The 14590-nt window shown below is 63.8% G+C and carries 19 protein-coding genes; 12 read left to right on the top strand and 7 right to left on the bottom strand.

What is annotated here, in order from left to right; all coding sequences use genetic code 11:
* Positions 1-7: 7 nt before the first annotated feature.
* Genes pcaH through BW970_RS09600 form a run of 3 tightly spaced genes read right to left on the bottom strand, consistent with a single transcriptional unit; the run spans position 8 to position 1307 of the window.
* Positions 8-730, bottom strand: a complete 723-nt coding sequence (pcaH, locus tag BW970_RS09610) for a protocatechuate 3,4-dioxygenase subunit beta (RefSeq protein ID WP_076530591.1) — start codon at positions 728-730, stop codon at positions 8-10.
* Positions 727-1113: a 4-carboxymuconolactone decarboxylase gene (pcaC, locus tag BW970_RS09605; protein ID WP_076530589.1), complete on the bottom strand. Its 387-nt coding sequence runs from the start codon at positions 1111-1113 to the stop codon at positions 727-729. Before pcaC ends, pcaH begins: the two co-directional genes overlap by 4 nt.
* Positions 1110-1307: a hypothetical protein gene (locus BW970_RS09600; protein ID WP_076530587.1), complete on the bottom strand. Its 198-nt coding sequence runs from the start codon at positions 1305-1307 to the stop codon at positions 1110-1112. Before BW970_RS09600 ends, pcaC begins: the two co-directional genes overlap by 4 nt.
* Before the next feature lie 279 nt (positions 1308-1586).
* Between BW970_RS09600 and phnD the strand changes: the two genes are divergently transcribed.
* From phnD to BW970_RS09570, 6 genes are all read left to right on the top strand, one after another.
* A complete protein-coding gene (gene phnD, locus BW970_RS09595) occupies positions 1587-2522 on the top strand; it encodes a phosphate/phosphite/phosphonate ABC transporter substrate-binding protein (protein ID WP_229740491.1) in 936 nt (311 codons plus the stop codon).
* 60 nt (positions 2523-2582) lie between these two features.
* Positions 2583-3410, top strand: coding sequence for a phosphonate ABC transporter ATP-binding protein (gene phnC / locus BW970_RS09590; protein WP_076530583.1), 828 nt, complete (start codon positions 2583-2585; stop codon positions 3408-3410).
* A complete protein-coding gene (phnE, locus tag BW970_RS09585; protein WP_076530581.1) occupies positions 3407-4207 on the top strand; it encodes a phosphonate ABC transporter, permease protein PhnE in 801 nt (266 codons plus the stop codon). The genes phnC and phnE (BW970_RS09585) overlap by 4 nt, the downstream gene beginning before the upstream one ends.
* Positions 4204-5004, top strand: a complete 801-nt coding sequence (gene phnE, locus BW970_RS09580) for a phosphonate ABC transporter, permease protein PhnE (RefSeq protein WP_076530579.1) — start codon at positions 4204-4206, stop codon at positions 5002-5004. The genes phnE (BW970_RS09585) and phnE (BW970_RS09580) overlap by 4 nt, the downstream gene beginning before the upstream one ends.
* A gap of 144 nt (positions 5005-5148) precedes the next feature.
* Positions 5149-5463 carry an ArsR/SmtB family transcription factor gene (locus BW970_RS09575; RefSeq protein ID WP_076531085.1) on the top strand — a complete coding sequence of 105 codons (315 nt, stop codon included), beginning with the start codon at positions 5149-5151 and terminating at the stop codon, positions 5461-5463.
* 2 nt (positions 5464-5465) lie between these two features.
* A complete protein-coding gene (locus tag BW970_RS09570) occupies positions 5466-5930 on the top strand; it encodes an SRPBCC family protein (RefSeq protein ID WP_076530577.1) in 465 nt (154 codons plus the stop codon).
* A gap of 60 nt (positions 5931-5990) precedes the next feature.
* Here BW970_RS09570 and BW970_RS09565 read toward each other — a convergent pair whose 3' ends face one another.
* The 4 genes from BW970_RS09565 to BW970_RS09550 all read right to left on the bottom strand — a co-directional run bounded on the left by BW970_RS09565 (position 5991) and on the right by BW970_RS09550 (position 8461).
* Positions 5991-6866, bottom strand: coding sequence for an SRPBCC domain-containing protein (locus BW970_RS09565; RefSeq protein ID WP_076530575.1), 876 nt, complete (start codon positions 6864-6866; stop codon positions 5991-5993).
* The gene (locus tag BW970_RS09560) at positions 6863-7333 is read right to left on the bottom strand and encodes an SRPBCC family protein (RefSeq protein WP_076531082.1); all 471 of its coding nucleotides are present in this window, start codon (positions 7331-7333) and stop codon (positions 6863-6865) included. Before BW970_RS09560 ends, BW970_RS09565 begins: the two co-directional genes overlap by 4 nt.
* Before the next feature lie 2 nt (positions 7334-7335).
* A complete protein-coding gene (locus BW970_RS09555; protein WP_076530573.1) occupies positions 7336-7677 on the bottom strand; it encodes an ArsR/SmtB family transcription factor in 342 nt (113 codons plus the stop codon).
* Positions 7678-7795: 118 nt separating this feature from the next.
* Positions 7796-8461, bottom strand: coding sequence for a TetR/AcrR family transcriptional regulator (locus tag BW970_RS09550; protein WP_076530571.1), 666 nt, complete (start codon positions 8459-8461; stop codon positions 7796-7798).
* A 143-nt stretch (positions 8462-8604) separates the two neighbouring features.
* On the opposite strand from BW970_RS09550, the gene BW970_RS09545 reads away from it, so the two are divergent.
* From BW970_RS09545 to BW970_RS09520, 6 genes are read left to right on the top strand one after another with little or no spacing between them, the layout of a single operon-like run.
* Positions 8605-10116 (top strand): ABC transporter substrate-binding protein, encoded by a 1512-nt coding sequence (locus BW970_RS09545; RefSeq protein WP_229740483.1) that lies wholly within the window; start codon positions 8605-8607, stop codon positions 10114-10116.
* Positions 10117-10176: 60 nt separating this feature from the next.
* A complete protein-coding gene (locus tag BW970_RS09540) occupies positions 10177-11181 on the top strand; it encodes an ABC transporter permease (RefSeq protein ID WP_076530569.1) in 1005 nt (334 codons plus the stop codon).
* A 3-nt stretch (positions 11182-11184) separates the two neighbouring features.
* On the top strand, positions 11185-12051 hold the full coding sequence (locus tag BW970_RS09535; RefSeq protein ID WP_083701201.1) for an ABC transporter permease: 867 nt from the start codon (positions 11185-11187) through the stop codon (positions 12049-12051).
* An 11-nt stretch (positions 12052-12062) separates the two neighbouring features.
* Positions 12063-12437 carry a RidA family protein gene (locus BW970_RS09530; protein WP_076530567.1) on the top strand — a complete coding sequence of 125 codons (375 nt, stop codon included), beginning with the start codon at positions 12063-12065 and terminating at the stop codon, positions 12435-12437.
* On the top strand, positions 12434-12790 hold the full coding sequence (locus BW970_RS09525; protein ID WP_076530564.1) for a Rid family hydrolase: 357 nt from the start codon (positions 12434-12436) through the stop codon (positions 12788-12790). Before BW970_RS09530 ends, BW970_RS09525 begins: the two co-directional genes overlap by 4 nt.
* Before the next feature lie 42 nt (positions 12791-12832).
* Positions 12833-14590 (top strand): ABC transporter ATP-binding protein, encoded by a 1758-nt coding sequence (locus BW970_RS09520; RefSeq protein WP_076530562.1) that lies wholly within the window; start codon positions 12833-12835, stop codon positions 14588-14590.

Genomic DNA, 14590 nt, shown 5'->3' with positions numbered 1-14590 from the left:
ATCATGCTCAGTTCCCCTCCATCCGGTTCTCGAACAGCGTCGAGCGGCGGCCACGCAGCACGATGTCGAACTTGTAGGCCAGGCAATCCAGCGGAATGGCTGCTTTTATGTCCAACGGCGCGATCAACTGGTCGATGGCGCGCGGATCGGGGATCGTCTTGACGATCGGGCATTGCGCGATCAGCGGGTCGCCTTCGAAATACATCTGGGTGATCAGGCGCTGGGAAAAGGCACTGCCGAACACCGACACATGGATATGCGCGGGGCGCCAGTTGTTCACCCAATTGCGCCATGGGTAGGCGCCCGGCTTGATGGTGCGGAAATAGTAATATCCGTCCTGATCCGTCAGCGTGCGCCCGCAGCCGCCGAAATTCGGGTCCAGCGCGCCAAGGTAGGCATCCTTCTTGTGCCGATAGCGCCCCGAGGCATTGGCCTGCCAGATTTCCACCAGCGTTTGCGGCACCGGGCGGGCGTTTTCGTCCAGCACCCGGCCATGCACGATGATCCGCTCCCCCACCGGGTCGCCGGTCTTGGCCCAGTTGCGGATCAGGTCGTTGTCGATCGGGTCGATATCCGTGTGGCCAAAGGTCGGGCCGGTGATTTCCGACATCGACCCCTGCAAGGACAGCATCGCCAGACGGGGGCTGCGCGAGACAGAGGTCTTGTAGTCGGGCGCAAGGGCCGGTGGGTGCCAGGTGCGGTCCCGCTGAAAGAATTCGGCTGGCTTCACGGCTGTTCCTCCTGTGCCATGGCGGCGAATGTGTCCTTGGCGATTTTGATCGCATGGTTGGCGCGGGGCACGCCGGCGTAGATCGCCACATGCAGCAGCGCCTCCAGCACATCGCTTTCGCTGGCGCCGGTGTTGCGGGTGGCGCGGATGTGCATGGCCAGTTCGTGATCGTTCCCCAACCCCGCAAGCAGCGCGATGGTCAGCATCGACCGTTCGCGCAACGAGATGGTGTCGCGCGACCAGACATGGGCCCAGGCGGCATCGGTGATCATGTGCTGAAAGGGGGCGTCAAAGGCGGTCTTGGCGGCCTCGGCCCGGTTCACATGGGCATCGCCCAGCACGCGGCGGCGGGTTTTCATGCCCTGGTCGGTCAGGTCGGTCATCGGACATATGCCTTCGGAAAGGGGGCCACAGGTGCGGTCCGGGTGGCAGGAGGTTCGGCGCAGGACGAATGCCCCCGCCCGTCATGGTGGATCGGGCGCACCACGGGGCGCCACGACCGCAGATCGGCGCCCAGAACCGCCGGGCCATTCACCCTTGTCTGGAGATTGCCGGACGGGCGGCTCTGGTCATGCATGATGTCTCCTCCTGTCCACAACCTACCCGCAACACGCGCGGCGTGAGAATACAAAGATCGCCAAACGTCCTGCGGATATGCGTATGCCCGCCGCCGCACTCAGGCCACGTCGCAGACGGACTGTGCCGAACGTTGCGCCGCCTGAAAAGGCGCCAAACGCCACCGCCCGTGCCTGATCCAAGCGCGGTATCAGAATCTTCGGCAATATGTCATAAATTTGAATCATGGAATGGATACCCAAAGGCTAAACACTCCAACCGAGGGCGACCCATGAAACATATGTTGCTGTCCGTCGCGGTGGTCTTTGCCGCCTCTGCTGTTCATGCCGAATTCAAGCTGGACGATCGTTACACCGACGCCGATGGTGATCTGGTGGCCGACATTCCGACCGACAAAGCGCAGTTGGTGGACCCCGCCCAACTGATTTTTGCCTATACCCCTGTCGAGGATCCAGCGGTCTATGCCGAAGCCTGGTCGGATTTCCTTGCCCATATGGAGACCGTGACCGGCAAGCCGGTCCAGTTCTTCCCGGTGCAATCCAACGCCGCCCAGATCGAGGCGATGCGCGCGGGCCGTCTGCATGTGGCGGGTTTCAACACCGGGTCAAACCCGCTGGCCATCGCCTGCGCGGGGTTCCGTCCCTTTGCCATGATGGCCAAGGAGGACGGATCCTTCGGCTATGAGATGGAGTTCATCACCTATCCCGGCTCTGGCATCGAAAAGGTCGAGGACATCAAGGGCCGCACCATGGCCTTTACCGCCGAAACCTCGAATTCGGGCTTCAAGGCGCCCTCCGCGCTGCTTGCTGCAAGCTACAACATGAAGGCGGGCGAGGATTTCACCCCGGCCTTTTCGGGCGCGCACGACAACTCTATCCTTGGCGTTGCCAACAAGGATTATGACGCCGCCGCCATTGCCAATTCGGTCAAGGCCCGGATGCTCGACCGCAACGTCGTGCGCGAGGATCAACTGGTCACGATCTACAAGTCGCAGACCTTTCCGACCACCGGCTATGGCACGGCGCACAATCTGACGCCGGAATTGCAGGACAAGATCCGCGAGGCGTTCTTCAGCTTTGACTGGGAAGGCTCGTCGCTCAAGGCCGAGTTCGAGAAATCCGGCGAAGCGCAGTTCATTCCGATCACCTTCAAGGAATACTGGTCCGTGGTGCGCGAAATCGACGCTGCGATGGGCGTGCAATACACCTGCAACTGAGTTCGGCACCAACCCTTGTCAGGCGGGGATCCCCCCGCCTGACCTGTTGAAAGGCCCGTCATGCTGCGCATCCAGTCCCTGACCAAGACCTACAAGACCGGCGACAAGGCCCTGGTGGATGTGTCCTTCGACCTGCCCAAGGGGCAGGTCGTCGGGCTGATCGGACCGTCCGGGGCGGGCAAGTCCACCCTGATCCGTTGCATCAACCGTCTGGTGGAACCCACATCCGGCAAGGTCTTGCTGAACGATCTGGACGTGACCAGCCTGGGCACCGGCGAGTTGCGCCGCGCGCGGCGACGGATCGGGATGATCTTTCAGGAATATGCGCTGGTCGAACGGCTGACGGTGATGGAAAACGTGCTGTCCGGGCGGCTGGGCTATGTGCCGTTCTGGCGCTCTTTCACGCGCCGCTTTCCGCCTGCCGATATTGCCCGTGCGTTCCGCCTGCTGGACCGCGTGGGCCTGTCGGCCCATGTGGACAAGCGCGCCGATGCCCTGTCGGGCGGCCAGCGTCAGCGTGTCGGGATCGCCCGCGCGCTGGAACAGGAACCCGAACTTCTGCTGATCGACGAACCGACCGCCAGCCTTGATCCGAAAACCAGCCGCCAGATCATGCGGTTGATCGTCGAGATCTGCCGCGAGGATGGCCTGCCCGCCATCATCAATATCCATGACGTCGTTCTGGCCCAGCAATTTGCCGACCGCATCATCGGGTTGCAGGCGGGCCGCGTGGTGTTCGACGGCGCCCCCGCCGACCTGACCGAAGAAGCGCTGACCCGCATCTATGGCGCCGAGGACTGGACCGCCATGCGCAAGGGCGCCGCCGAAGATGCCGAGGCCGAAACCGAGGCGCGCGCGCACTCCGAAAAGCTGCTGGGCGCGCTATGACCGCCTATCCGACACGATGGACCCGCCCGCCGCAGTTGGTGAAATCGCGTTGGTGGCGGATCATTCTGGCCATCGGCGCGATTGTTTATCTGGTGCTTGCCGTCGGCTCTGTCGATGTGAACTGGACCCGTATCGCCGATGGATGGGAGCGAGGGATGCGGTTCGTGGGCGGGTTCTTGCAACCCGATTTCACCACGCGCTGGAAAGATATCTCCACCGGATTGCTGGAAAGCCTGACGATGACCTTCACCTCCACGGTGGTGGGCATCCTGATTTCGGTCCCGATCGGTGTGGGGGCCGCCCGCAATGTCGCGCCGCGCTGGATCTACGCCATTTGCCGCAGCATCATCGCCGCGTCCCGCGCCTTGCAGGAAATCATCGTGGCGATCTTTTTCGTTGCGCTGTTCGGGTTCGGCGCCTTTGCCGGCTTCCTGACGCTGACCTTTGCCACCATCGGCTTTATCGCCAAGCTGCTTGCCGAGGATATCGAGGATATCGACGAGTCGCAGGCCGAGGCGATCCGCGCCACGGGGGCAAGCTGGCTGCAACTGATCCACTATGCGGTTCAGCCGCAGGTCATGCCGCGGCTGATCGGGTTGAGCCTGTATCGCTTCGACATCAATTTCCGCGAATCGGCCGTCATTGGAATCGTGGGCGCCGGGGGCATCGGCGGCACGCTGAACACGGCGCTGAACCGCTATGAATATGACAGCGCGGGGGCGATCCTGCTGATCATCATCGCCATCGTGATGGTGGCCGAATATGCCTCGGGCCATCTGCGGAGGCTGTTGAAATGAGCGATGCGCAGATCTGGCGGCACCGCACGCCAAAAACGCAGCTTGCGCTGTGGGTGTTCTGGATCCTGCTTGTGGCGCTGTTCGTCTGGTGCTGGAACACGATGACGGCGCGGACCATGTGGTTGTTCGTCTATGACGCGCCCAATGCGGCGGCTGACCTGATCGGCCGCGCGCTGCCGCCGCGCTGGTCCTATATGGAAAAGCTCTGGGTGCCCCTGTGGGACACCATCAACATTGCCACGCTGGGAACGCTGCTTGGCATCGTGCTGGCGGTGCCGCTGGCCTTCATGGCCGCGCACAACACCACACCGTCGCGCCTGGTCCTGCGGCCCTTCGCGCTGTTCTGCATCGTGGCATCGCGGTCGATCAACTCGTTGATCTGGGCGCTGTTGCTGGTGTCGATCCTGGGGCCGGGGTTGCTTGCGGGCATCCTGGCCATCGCTTTCCGTTCGGTCGGGTTCATTGGCAAGCTGCTGTACGAGGCGATCGAGGAAACCGACCAGACCCAGATCGAGGCGATCACCGCCACGGGGGCCAGCCGGGCACAGATCCTGAACTACGGCATTGTCCCCCAGGTCCTGCCAAGCTTTTACGGAATCAGCGTGTTCCGCTGGGACATCAACATCCGCGAAAGTGCGATTCTTGGCCTGGTCGGCGCGGGTGGCATCGGGGCGCAGTTGCAGGCCAGCCTGAACGTGCTGGCCTGGCCGCAGGTGATGCTGATCATTCTGGTGATCCTTGCGACGGTCGTCGTATCGGAATGGGTTTCGGCCAAGGTGCGCCACGCGATCATCTGAGACCCGCCGCATGGCGTGGAAAACCGCAAGTTTGGGGTGCTGGCTCCTGTCGGCACGAACAGGCGGCGTTCGCGGCCACTTTTGCTGTGACTTGACATGCAGGTAAATACCTGCATATTTGAACAACGCAGCGGGTTGATCGACATGGACGATGACAAGGTGTTCAAGGCCCTGGGCGACCGGACCCGCCGCAGATTGCTTGATCTGCTATGCGCACGTAACGGCCAGACCCTGAGCCAGCTTTGCGAAGACCTGGCGATGACCCGGCAATCCGCGACGCAGCATCTGGAAATTCTGGAGGCGGCGAATCTGGTGACCACTGTCCGGCGCGGACGGGAAAAGCTGCATTTCATCAACCCCGTGCCCTTGCACGAGGTTTACGCGAGATGGGTGCACAAATTCGAACAGCGGCACCTCAGCTTGCTGCACGACCTGAAGACGGAACTCGAGGGAGAGTGAACATGACCGCTGAGAGGACGAGCCTTGTCTATGTGACCTATATCCGCGCGACACCGGAAAAGGTGTTCGACGCCATCACAAGACCCGAAATATCAAGACGCTACTGGGGGCATGAAAATGTGTCCGACTGGAAACCGGGGTCGAAATGGGCGCATGTCCGCGCCAACGAGTCGCGCGAGGTGAACCTTGTGGGCAAGGTGATCGAAGTGTCGCCCCCGAACCGTCTTGTCGTCAGCTGGACAAACGCCTCGCAGGAAGCCGATCCCGAAAGCTACAGCCGGGTGACGTTCGACGTGGTGGAATACGACGACATGGTCCGGCTGACCGTGACCCACGACGACCTGATCGCGGGCAGTGGCATGGCAACAGGCGTCAGCAAGGGATGGCCCATCGTCCTGTCCAGCCTGAAGTCCTTGATGGAGACGGGGCAAGGCATCGACATCTTTGCCAAGCCGAAGTCGGCCTGACCCGCGCGGCACCTGGCCGCCAGCGCTCCCCTGCGGCGGACTGTCCAGCGCAGCCGCAGGTCAGTCCGCCCCGACAAAGCGGGCAAGCTTGCCCAGCGTTTGCAACCCCAACTCGGCAGCGCCAAAGCCCCTGGCCGTCTGGAATTCTGCCATCGTGCTGAACACCATGCCCAGGGTGACGGTTGTCGATCCATCGGTGTCGTCGAACGTGGCCCAGGCATCGGCGTGCCTGGCGCCGTTCTCGCCGGCAAGAAGCGTATAGGAAATGCGGCGCTCGGGCTGGACTTCGACATATTTGTGATGGTTCGGGTATACGGTGCCATCCGGCCCGATCATGTCGAACAGCCACTCGCCCCCTGTGCGCAGGTCGATCCGGTCGGTCCGGCACCTGAACCCGTCCGGCCCCCACCATGCAGGCAGGGTCTGCGGGTTCACCCACGCGCCCCAGACCACCGCCCTTGGGGCGCGGATCACGCGCGTCAATACCATGGTGCGTGCCGCTACCTCCGCCAGATTTTGCAGCCCGGCGCCATACCCCTGTTCATAGCCCGCCACCATATTCGTGGCCAGCGACGACACTTGCACGGTCAACACGATGCGGCTGCCGTCGCCATCCTCGCGGATGTCGGCGGTGACAAGCGCGGCACAGTCCGTCTGCCCGTCGCTGGACACCAGTTCGTAGTTCACGCTGCGCGCGTTCGGCTGAAGATGCAGCCAGCCGACCTCTACCCGGACATCCGGGTGCCCGGCGGCCTTGCAGATCGACAGTTCGCGTCCGCCTTCTCGGGTGTCGGCCTCCAGGAATTGCACGGTCACATCCGGCGCGGGCGGCGCCCAGATGGCGCGGGCGGCCGGGGCGGTCCATGCCTGCCACAGGGTTGCGACGGGGGCCGCAACCCGCCGTTCGAAGGTCAGCGTTGCAAACCGCTCCGTCATCTCATCAGCCCCGCGGCATAGGTTTCCAACTGCGTCACCACCGTGCCCCAGCCATCGAAAAAGCCCATGTCCTCGTGCGCCTTGCGCGTTTCGGCGGTTCGGTGGCGGGCTATCGCGGTGTAGGTCGTCCCGCCATCGGGGGTGTCGGACAACAGCAGGATCGCGGTCATGAACGGATCGGCGGCGGGTTTCCAACCTTCGGTATAGGTATCTGTGAACACGAGCTTTTCACCTGGCACCACTTCCAGATAGACGCCCTTGTTGTCCATTGTCGTGCCATCCACCTCGAAACTGGTGTTGAACCGCCCGCCAGCGCGCAGGTCGATCTCGACGGCGGTCACCTTGTGCGGTGCGGGGACAAAGAAATGCGGAATATGCTGGGGCATGGTCCAGCATTCCCAGATCAACTGGCGCGGAACGGCCAGCGTGCGGGTAAAGCTCAGATCGGTGGTCGGATCCAGTTCCAGGTTCATCGCTCGCGGTCCTTCATCAGTTGCAACACATAGTCATCCAGCCGGTCCAGCCGGGCCTCCCAGATGGCGCGCTGGTCATCCAGCCATGTCCGCATCGGACCCAACGCCTGCGGGACAATGGCGCATGTCCGCACCCGCCCATCCTTGGAGGTCGTGATCAGACCGGCCTCCTCCAGCACCGAAAGATGGCGCATCACCGTTGGCAACCGCAGGCCCGTAGGGCTGGCCAGTTCTGTCACGGGCGCAGGGCCTGCCGCCAGACGCGACAGGATCGCGCGACGGGTCGGGTCCGCCAGCGCATGGAACAGCAGGGACAGGTCGGGTTCATGCTTAGCCATATGTCTAACCTTTACCTTCCTGACGTTCGTGTCAAGAAACACTTCGCCACTTGACTAAGTTTTCCGGCCAGCGGGCAGCTCCGGCCCGACGATGGATGCCAAGGTTGGCGTCGGCGCGTCAGGCGGTGCGGGTCAGATAGGCCAGGACGACGTCGGTCGCATGGGCCTTGCGATCATGCAGGAAACCGTCAGAGCCAAGATCAACGTCAAACGTGGCCTGCAAGGTATGTCGGTTGGAAATGTGAATGAAACTGAGCGAAAGGATCGTAAGATACAGGTGCAACGCAGGCGGGCGGTGCGTGAAATCCCCCGAAGCATGACCCCGCACCAGAAGCGTTTCGATACTGTCCAGAAATGGGCGGGCGGTGGAAAAGATGGTCTCTTTGACCTGGGCAGCGGCACGACCAAGGTTGAGATTTTCGTTGAGGATCATCTTGGGAAAACTGGGATTGCGCAGCATGTAGTCAAAGGTGAAATGCGTCAGCGCGATGATCCCGTCGCGCGGCGGCAGATCCCAAAAGCTGGTCTCGCGTTCGCTGCGGCGCAATTCTTCGTAAACCCGTGTCAAAGCAGCCAGATACAGCCCGTCCTTGTTCTCGAAATAATGATACAACATGCGGATGTTGCACCCCGCGGCCTGGACGATGCGCGTCGTGTTCGCACCCGCATAGCCCTGCGCGCAGAACTCCTCGATCGCGGCCGCAAGGATCTGTTCGCGCGTGACCTGGCTGTTCCGGGTCTGCCGTGCCGCTGGTTTCCGCGCTGCCCCGGTGTGTGCTGACATGCCCTGCTCCTTCTTGCTGCGGCAATCTAGTCACATCCCGATGCGGGCCACAAGTAAGTAAGCGTTGACATACTTATCGCATCGTGCTTTTTCGACTCCAGAACGGTCGGAACAGGGCCGGGACCGCAAGACAGGGAGCGAACATGACGATGATGGCTGGATTCCGCGGCCTGATGGCGGCTGCGCTGATGGTCGGGGCAAGCCCCGCGGCGCTGCTGGCACAGCAGATGACCGACACGCGCATTTCGGTGGCGATCACCGAGACGATCGCAGGTTACAACCCCTATGGCGATGCCGTGGTGCTGGTGGGCAGCATCTGGTGCCAGGTCTATGGCTGCCTGATGCGCTATGATTTCGAGACGGGGCGCCCGATCCCCTATCTGGCCGAAAGTGTCGAGCCAGAGACCGACCTGACCTGGATCGTCAAGCTGCGCCCCGACTGGACGCGCCACAACGGCGACCCGGTGCTGGCCGAAGACGTGGTGCATTCCATCGACCGGGTAAAGAACGACCCGGCTTCGGCGCAGGGCTTCATCGTGCAACCCATCCAGGCGGTCGAGGCGGTCGATGACCTGACCGTGCGGATCACCACGAACGAACCCATCGCCACGCTGCGCGACAACCTGACGCTGATCCATATCACCTCGAAGAAGCAATTCGACGAACTGGGCGAGCAAAGCTATCGCAAACCTGTCGGCGCCGGGCCCTACCGACTGGCCGATCTGTCCATCGGCAGCCACATGGTGCTGGAACGGGTGGACGATCACCCGATGATCTCGCCCACCAACCCCAAGCAGATGGTGTTCCGCATCATGGCCGAACCCGAGGCGCGCGTGACCGCGCTGGCCAATGGCGAGGTGCAGATTGCCCAAGGCATCCCGCCGCAACTGGTCGAGCGGGTCGAACGGTTGCCGAATGCCCATGCGGTCTTTGCCAATTCGGTCGAGATGATGTTCCTGGCGATGAACCCCTCGACCGCCCCCTGGGATGTGCCCGAGGCGCGGCAGGCCGTGGCCCATGCCATCAACCGCGAGGCCATCGTGCGTGTGTTGCTGGGCGGGCGGGCGGCCCTGCTGAACGGGCCGGTTGGCCCCGGCCAGTTCGGCTATGACCCCGATTTCCGCACGCCCTATGACTACGACCCAGCCAAGGCCCGTGCGCTGCTGGAAAGCAAGGGGCTGCTGGGGGTCGAGGTTGACTTCTTCACCCCCGTCGGCCGCTATACGCTGGACCGCCAGATTGCCGAGGCCATGGTGCCCATGCTGGAGGAGGCCGGTTTCAAGGTGCGGTTGCAGACGCCGGAATGGGCCTCGCTGTGGTCGAACGTGCAGGCTGGCGGCGTGCCGTTCTATTACATGGGTCGCGGCCAGATGCTCGATCCGTCGCGGGCGCTGCGACAGTATTTCGAAACCGGCGGCTCGCCCCGGCTGGACTATTCGAACCCCCGGCTGGATGCGCTGCTGCGGGCCGAGCGGGGCGAGTTCGACACCGAAAAACGCTATGACCTGATGCGCCAGGCGATTGCCGAGGTGACGCAGGATGCCCCAGCCGCCTTCCTGTGGCTGCATCAGATGGCCTGGGGCGTGGCAGAGGGCGTGGACTATACCCCGCGCCAGGCCGACCGGGTGGATGGCTGGGATATCCACATCCGCTGATCCGTCGCCGGGGGCAGTGCGCCCCCGGCCTTGACCCCCTCCAACCCGACAGGTCTGCCGATGCTGGGCTATACGGTCAGGCGCCTTTTCGGCGTCATCCCGGTTCTGTTTCTGGTCTCATTGCTGGTCTTTGCGCTGATGCAGGCGGCGCCGGGCGATCCGGTCTCGATGCTGATATCCGACGAGGCCAGCGCCGAGGACCGCGCCCGCGCCGCCGAGGCCTGGGGGCTGGATCAGCCTGCGCCGGTGCAATACCTCAACTTTGTGCGCAATGCCCTGGGCGGCGATTTCGGCACTTCGTTCCGCTACCGCGAGCCGGTGATGGCGCTGGTGCTGGACCGGCTGCCGGCCACGCTGGAACTGGCGCTGTATGCAACGCTTCTCGCGGTGCTGGTGGGTATTCCGCTGGGCGTGCTGTCGGCGGCGCGGCCCAACTCGGTGCTGGATTCGGTGGGGTCGGTCGTCGGGTTCTTTGGCATCTCCATGCCGAACTTCTGGCTGGGGATCCTGATGATCCTGATATTCTCGGGCTACATGAACCTGCTGCCGTCCAGCGGGCGGGAACCCTGGGGCATGGGACTGGACCGCATCACCGGCTTTCTGACGCTGGATGCCGTGCTGCAAGGGCGCTGGGATGCGCTGGGGCAGGCGCTGCGGCATCTGGCCATGCCCGCGATCGTGCTGGGCACCTCGATGACCGGCATCATCATGCAGGTCACCCGCGCCTCGATGCTGGAAAACCTGGGCGAGGATTACATCATGACCGCCCGCGCCAAGGGCCTGTCGGGGCGCACCGTGCTGTGGCGCCACGCCTTTCGCAATGCGCTGGTGTCGGTCATCACCATCACCGGGCTGGAGTTCGGCGCCCTGATCAGCGGGGCAATCATTGTCGAGACGGTGTTCTCCTGGCCCGGTATCGGCCTGCTGCTGATCCAGGGCATCACGTTTCGCGACTTTCCGCTGATCGTCGGGCTGGTGCTGATCTACACCACCCTGTTCGTCCTGATGAACCTGCTGATCGACCTCGCCTATTCGCTGGTCGATCCCCGGATACGGATGCGCTGAGCCATGGCCACTCTTGCCCTTGCCCCCCCTTCGGCCCGTGCGCGGTTCGGATTCCTGCTGACGCCCAAGGCGCTGTTCGGCCTGACGGTGCTGAGCGTTCTGGTCATCTGCGGGCTGTTCGCGCCGCTGCTGGCGCCGTTTGACCCGGCCAAGCAGGATCTGATGCGTGCGATGATCGCGCCGCAACCGGGTGGGCCGCATCTGCTGGGCACCGATCATGTCGGGCGTGATCTGCTGTCGCGGCTGATCTACGGGGCGCGGGTGTCCTTGCTGATCGCGGTGGCGGTGGTGCTGTTTTCAGGCGCGTTCGGTGTGGCGCTGGGGGTGGTCTCGGGCTATTTCGGCGGGCGCACCGACAGTGTGATCCAGAAGTTCCTCGAAGTGTTCTGGGCCTTTCCGCCGCTGTTGCTGGCCATCGCCATCGTTGCCTTTCTGGGGCAGGGCCTGGGCATCGTGATCCTGGCGCTGGCCTCGCAACGCTGGATCCCCTATTGCCGCATGTCGCGGGCCGAGGCGATGGCCCTGCGTGACCGCGAATTCGTGGTGGCGGCCCGGTCGCTGGGGGCGGGGCACCTGCGGGTGCTGTGGCACCATATCCTGCCCAATATCCTGCCCTCGACCCTTGTGGTCGGCACCTTTGCCATGGCCACGGCCATCATTTCCGAGGCGGCGCTGTCCTTTTTGGGCCTTGGCGTGCCGCCGACCATTCCCACCTGGGGCGGGATGCTGGCCGATGCGCGGTCCTACATCAGCACATCGTGGTGGATGGCGCTGTTCCCCGGCCTGTGCATCTTTGTCACGCTGCTGGGCATCAACCTGCTGGGCGACGTGCTGCGCGCCCGGTTCGATCCGAAAATCCGCAACCTGTGAAAGGACGTCCCATGCTGGAACGCCGCAACATTACCTCGGCCGATGGCGCGCGCAAGGCGCAGATCGTGGCCAGCGATGACCTGATCTTTCTGTCGGGCATCCACCCCGACACGCTGGACGGCGACATAAAGGCCCAGATGAAAAGTGCCCTGAAAAACGTCGATGCCGCCCTGGCCGAGATGGGCGAGGGTCAGGGGTCGATCTTCATGATCCATATCTGGCTCAAGGACATGCGCTATTTCAGCGCGATGAACGCCGCCTGGAACGACTGGGCCGATGCCGAAAATCCACCCGCCCGCACCTGCGTTTCGGGCGAGCTGTATCGCCCCGACCTGCTGGTGGAACTGGTCGTCACCGCCTGCCGTACCAAGGGGGGCACGGCATGATCCGCAAACTGGGCCGGATCAGCGGGCCGAAATCCCCGTCCATCCATCTGGCGGCGGGATGCGCCAGCATGGTCTCAAGCTGCATGACCGCCAATGACAAGGCCGGGAACCTTGCCGAACAGACGCTGGAGATCCTGAACCGGATCGAGGCGCATGTGGTCGAGCTGGGCTCGTCACGGGACAAGCTGATGATGGTGCAGGTCTGGCTGGCTGACATCCGCGACTATGACGCGTTCTGCACCGTCTGGAACGACTGGTGCCCCGCCGACCATCCCCCCGCGCTGTCGGTGGTCGAGGCTGCCGCCTCGCGCCGCGACTCGCTGGTGGAAATCCGCGCCTACGCGGCGCCCTGACCCGCCATGCCCCGCGACCTTTCCTTGCCAGAGGCCCAAGTGATGACCGAACCCCTGCTGGACATCGACGGGCTGACCGTCAGCTTTCCCGGCGCGCCCCGGCCCGTGGTGCGCGACTTTTCCCTGCGCATCGCGCGGGGGCAGGTGGTGGCGCTGGTGGGCGAAAGCGGGTCGGGCAAATCCGTCACCGTCAAGGCCATCCTGCGGCTGATCGAGTTTCAGGGGGGCCGGATCACCGCCGGGCAGGGGTGGCTGCATGATGGCAAGGGCGGGCGGATCGACCTGTTCGCCTGTTCCGAGCCACAGATGCAGAAGATCCGGGGCAACCGGATTGCCATGATCTTTCAGGAACCGATGACCTCGCTGAACCCGGTGCTGACCGTAGGCTTCCAGTTGCGGGAGGCAGTGCTGCGCCATCAGGACGTGTCGCGCGCCGAAGCGGACCGGATTTGTCTGGAGGCGCTGCAACAGGTACGCCTGTCAGAGCCCGAGCGGCGCCTGACGCAATATCCGCACGAGCTGTCGGGCGGGATGCGCCAGCGGGTGATGATCGCGATGGCGCTGGCCTGCAAGCCCGATCTGCTGATCGCCGATGAACCGACAACGGCGCTGGATGTGACGGTGCAGGCCGAAATCCTGGCCTTGTTGCGCACGATTCAGGCCGAAACCGGCATGGCGGTGCTGATCATTACCCATGATATGGGTGTGGTGGCCGAGATCGCCGCCCATGTGCAGGTGATGCTGCATGGCGATACGATCGAGCATGGCCCGGTGCAGCAGGTGTTCGATCAGCCGCAACAGCCCTACACGCGCAGCTTGCTCGACGCCGCGCCCAAACTGGGCAGCGCCCCACCCCCGCCGCCCCGCCCGCCGGTGGCCATCCCGGCGCTGGAGGTGTGCAACCTTGTGCTGCGCTATCCGGTGCGGCGCGGTCTGTTCGGCACGCACCGCGCCAATGTCCATGCGGTCGAAGATGTCAGCTTTGCCGTGGCGCCGGGCGAGACACTGGCGCTGGTGGGCGAAAGCGGCTGTGGCAAATCCAGCCTTGCGCGCACCATCCTGCGCCTGCAAACCCCGCAATCGGGCGAGATCCGGCTGAATGGGCAGAACATCCTGGGCTTTGACCACACCCGGATGAAAGCCGCCCGGCGCGGCATCCAGATGGTGTTTCAAGACCCCTATGCCAGCCTCAACCCGCGCAAGCGGGTGGCCGAGATCATCGCCGAACCCTTGCAGATCCATGGTGCGGGCAGCGCGGCCGAAATCCGCGAGCGTGTCGCGGCGCTGATCGCCCGCGTCGGCCTGCCGCCAGAGGCGGCGGGGCGGTTCCCACATGAATTTTCCGGCGGCCAGCGGCAGCGCATCTGCATTGCGCGGGCGGTCGCGCTGAACCCCTCGGTCATCATTGCGGACGAACCAGTCTCGGCCCTGGATGTGTCGATCCAGGCGTCGATCCTGGACCTGATCGAGGAAATTCAGGCCGAATTCAACGTGGCGATCCTGTTCATCAGCCATGACATGGCCGTGGTGGAAAAGGTCGCCGACCGGGTTGCGGTGATGTATCAGGGGGAGTTGATCGAGATCGGTCCGCGCGACGCGGTGCTGCGCACGCCCGCCCACGCCTATACCCGCCAGTTGCTGGAGGCCGTGCCGGTGCCGCACCCCAGCCTGCGCCGCGACCGGATGCCCGCCCCGCGCCAGATTGTCAGCCCTATCCATCCCGTCGATGCGCCGCCGCGTGGCTTTGTGATGGAAGAGGTGGGGCCGGGCCATTTCCTGCGTCGCGACAAGGACAGCTGA

Source organism: Gemmobacter megaterium, from assembly GCF_900156815.1.
Taxonomy (GTDB): Bacteria; Pseudomonadota; Alphaproteobacteria; order Rhodobacterales; family Rhodobacteraceae; genus Wagnerdoeblera; species Wagnerdoeblera megaterium.
This window is presented reverse-complemented; position numbering and strand designations above follow the sequence as displayed.

Excerpts from the sequence above, each read along its gene's own strand:
- BW970_RS09575 (WP_076531085.1), top strand. The coding sequence starts at position 5,149 with ATGGACGATGACAAGGTGTTCAAGGCCCTGGGCGACCGGACCCGCCGC.
- BW970_RS09540 (WP_076530569.1), top strand. The coding sequence starts at position 10,177 with ATGCTGGGCTATACGGTCAGGCGCCTTTTCGGCGTCATCCCGGTTCTG.
- phnE (WP_076530579.1), top strand. The coding sequence starts at position 4,204 with ATGAGCGATGCGCAGATCTGGCGGCACCGCACGCCAAAAACGCAGCTT.
- pcaC (WP_076530589.1), bottom strand. The coding sequence starts at position 1,113 with ATGACCGACCTGACCGACCAGGGCATGAAAACCCGCCGCCGCGTGCTG.
- BW970_RS09550 (WP_076530571.1), bottom strand. The coding sequence starts at position 8,461 with ATGTCAGCACACACCGGGGCAGCGCGGAAACCAGCGGCACGGCAGACC.
- phnE (WP_076530581.1), top strand. The coding sequence starts at position 3,407 with ATGACCGCCTATCCGACACGATGGACCCGCCCGCCGCAGTTGGTGAAA.
- BW970_RS09535 (WP_083701201.1), top strand. The coding sequence starts at position 11,185 with ATGGCCACTCTTGCCCTTGCCCCCCCTTCGGCCCGTGCGCGGTTCGGA.
- BW970_RS09565 (WP_076530575.1), bottom strand. The coding sequence starts at position 6,866 with ATGACGGAGCGGTTTGCAACGCTGACCTTCGAACGGCGGGTTGCGGCC.
- phnD (WP_229740491.1), top strand. The coding sequence starts at position 1,587 with ATGTTGCTGTCCGTCGCGGTGGTCTTTGCCGCCTCTGCTGTTCATGCC.
- phnC (WP_076530583.1), top strand. The coding sequence starts at position 2,583 with ATGCTGCGCATCCAGTCCCTGACCAAGACCTACAAGACCGGCGACAAG.
- BW970_RS09570 (WP_076530577.1), top strand. The coding sequence starts at position 5,466 with ATGACCGCTGAGAGGACGAGCCTTGTCTATGTGACCTATATCCGCGCG.
- BW970_RS09600 (WP_076530587.1), bottom strand. The coding sequence starts at position 1,307 with ATGCATGACCAGAGCCGCCCGTCCGGCAATCTCCAGACAAGGGTGAAT.
- BW970_RS09530 (WP_076530567.1), top strand. The coding sequence starts at position 12,063 with ATGCTGGAACGCCGCAACATTACCTCGGCCGATGGCGCGCGCAAGGCG.
- BW970_RS09545 (WP_229740483.1), top strand. The coding sequence starts at position 8,605 with ATGACGATGATGGCTGGATTCCGCGGCCTGATGGCGGCTGCGCTGATG.
- BW970_RS09520 (WP_076530562.1), top strand. The coding sequence starts at position 12,833 with ATGACCGAACCCCTGCTGGACATCGACGGGCTGACCGTCAGCTTTCCC.
- BW970_RS09555 (WP_076530573.1), bottom strand. The coding sequence starts at position 7,677 with ATGGCTAAGCATGAACCCGACCTGTCCCTGCTGTTCCATGCGCTGGCG.
- BW970_RS09525 (WP_076530564.1), top strand. The coding sequence starts at position 12,434 with ATGATCCGCAAACTGGGCCGGATCAGCGGGCCGAAATCCCCGTCCATC.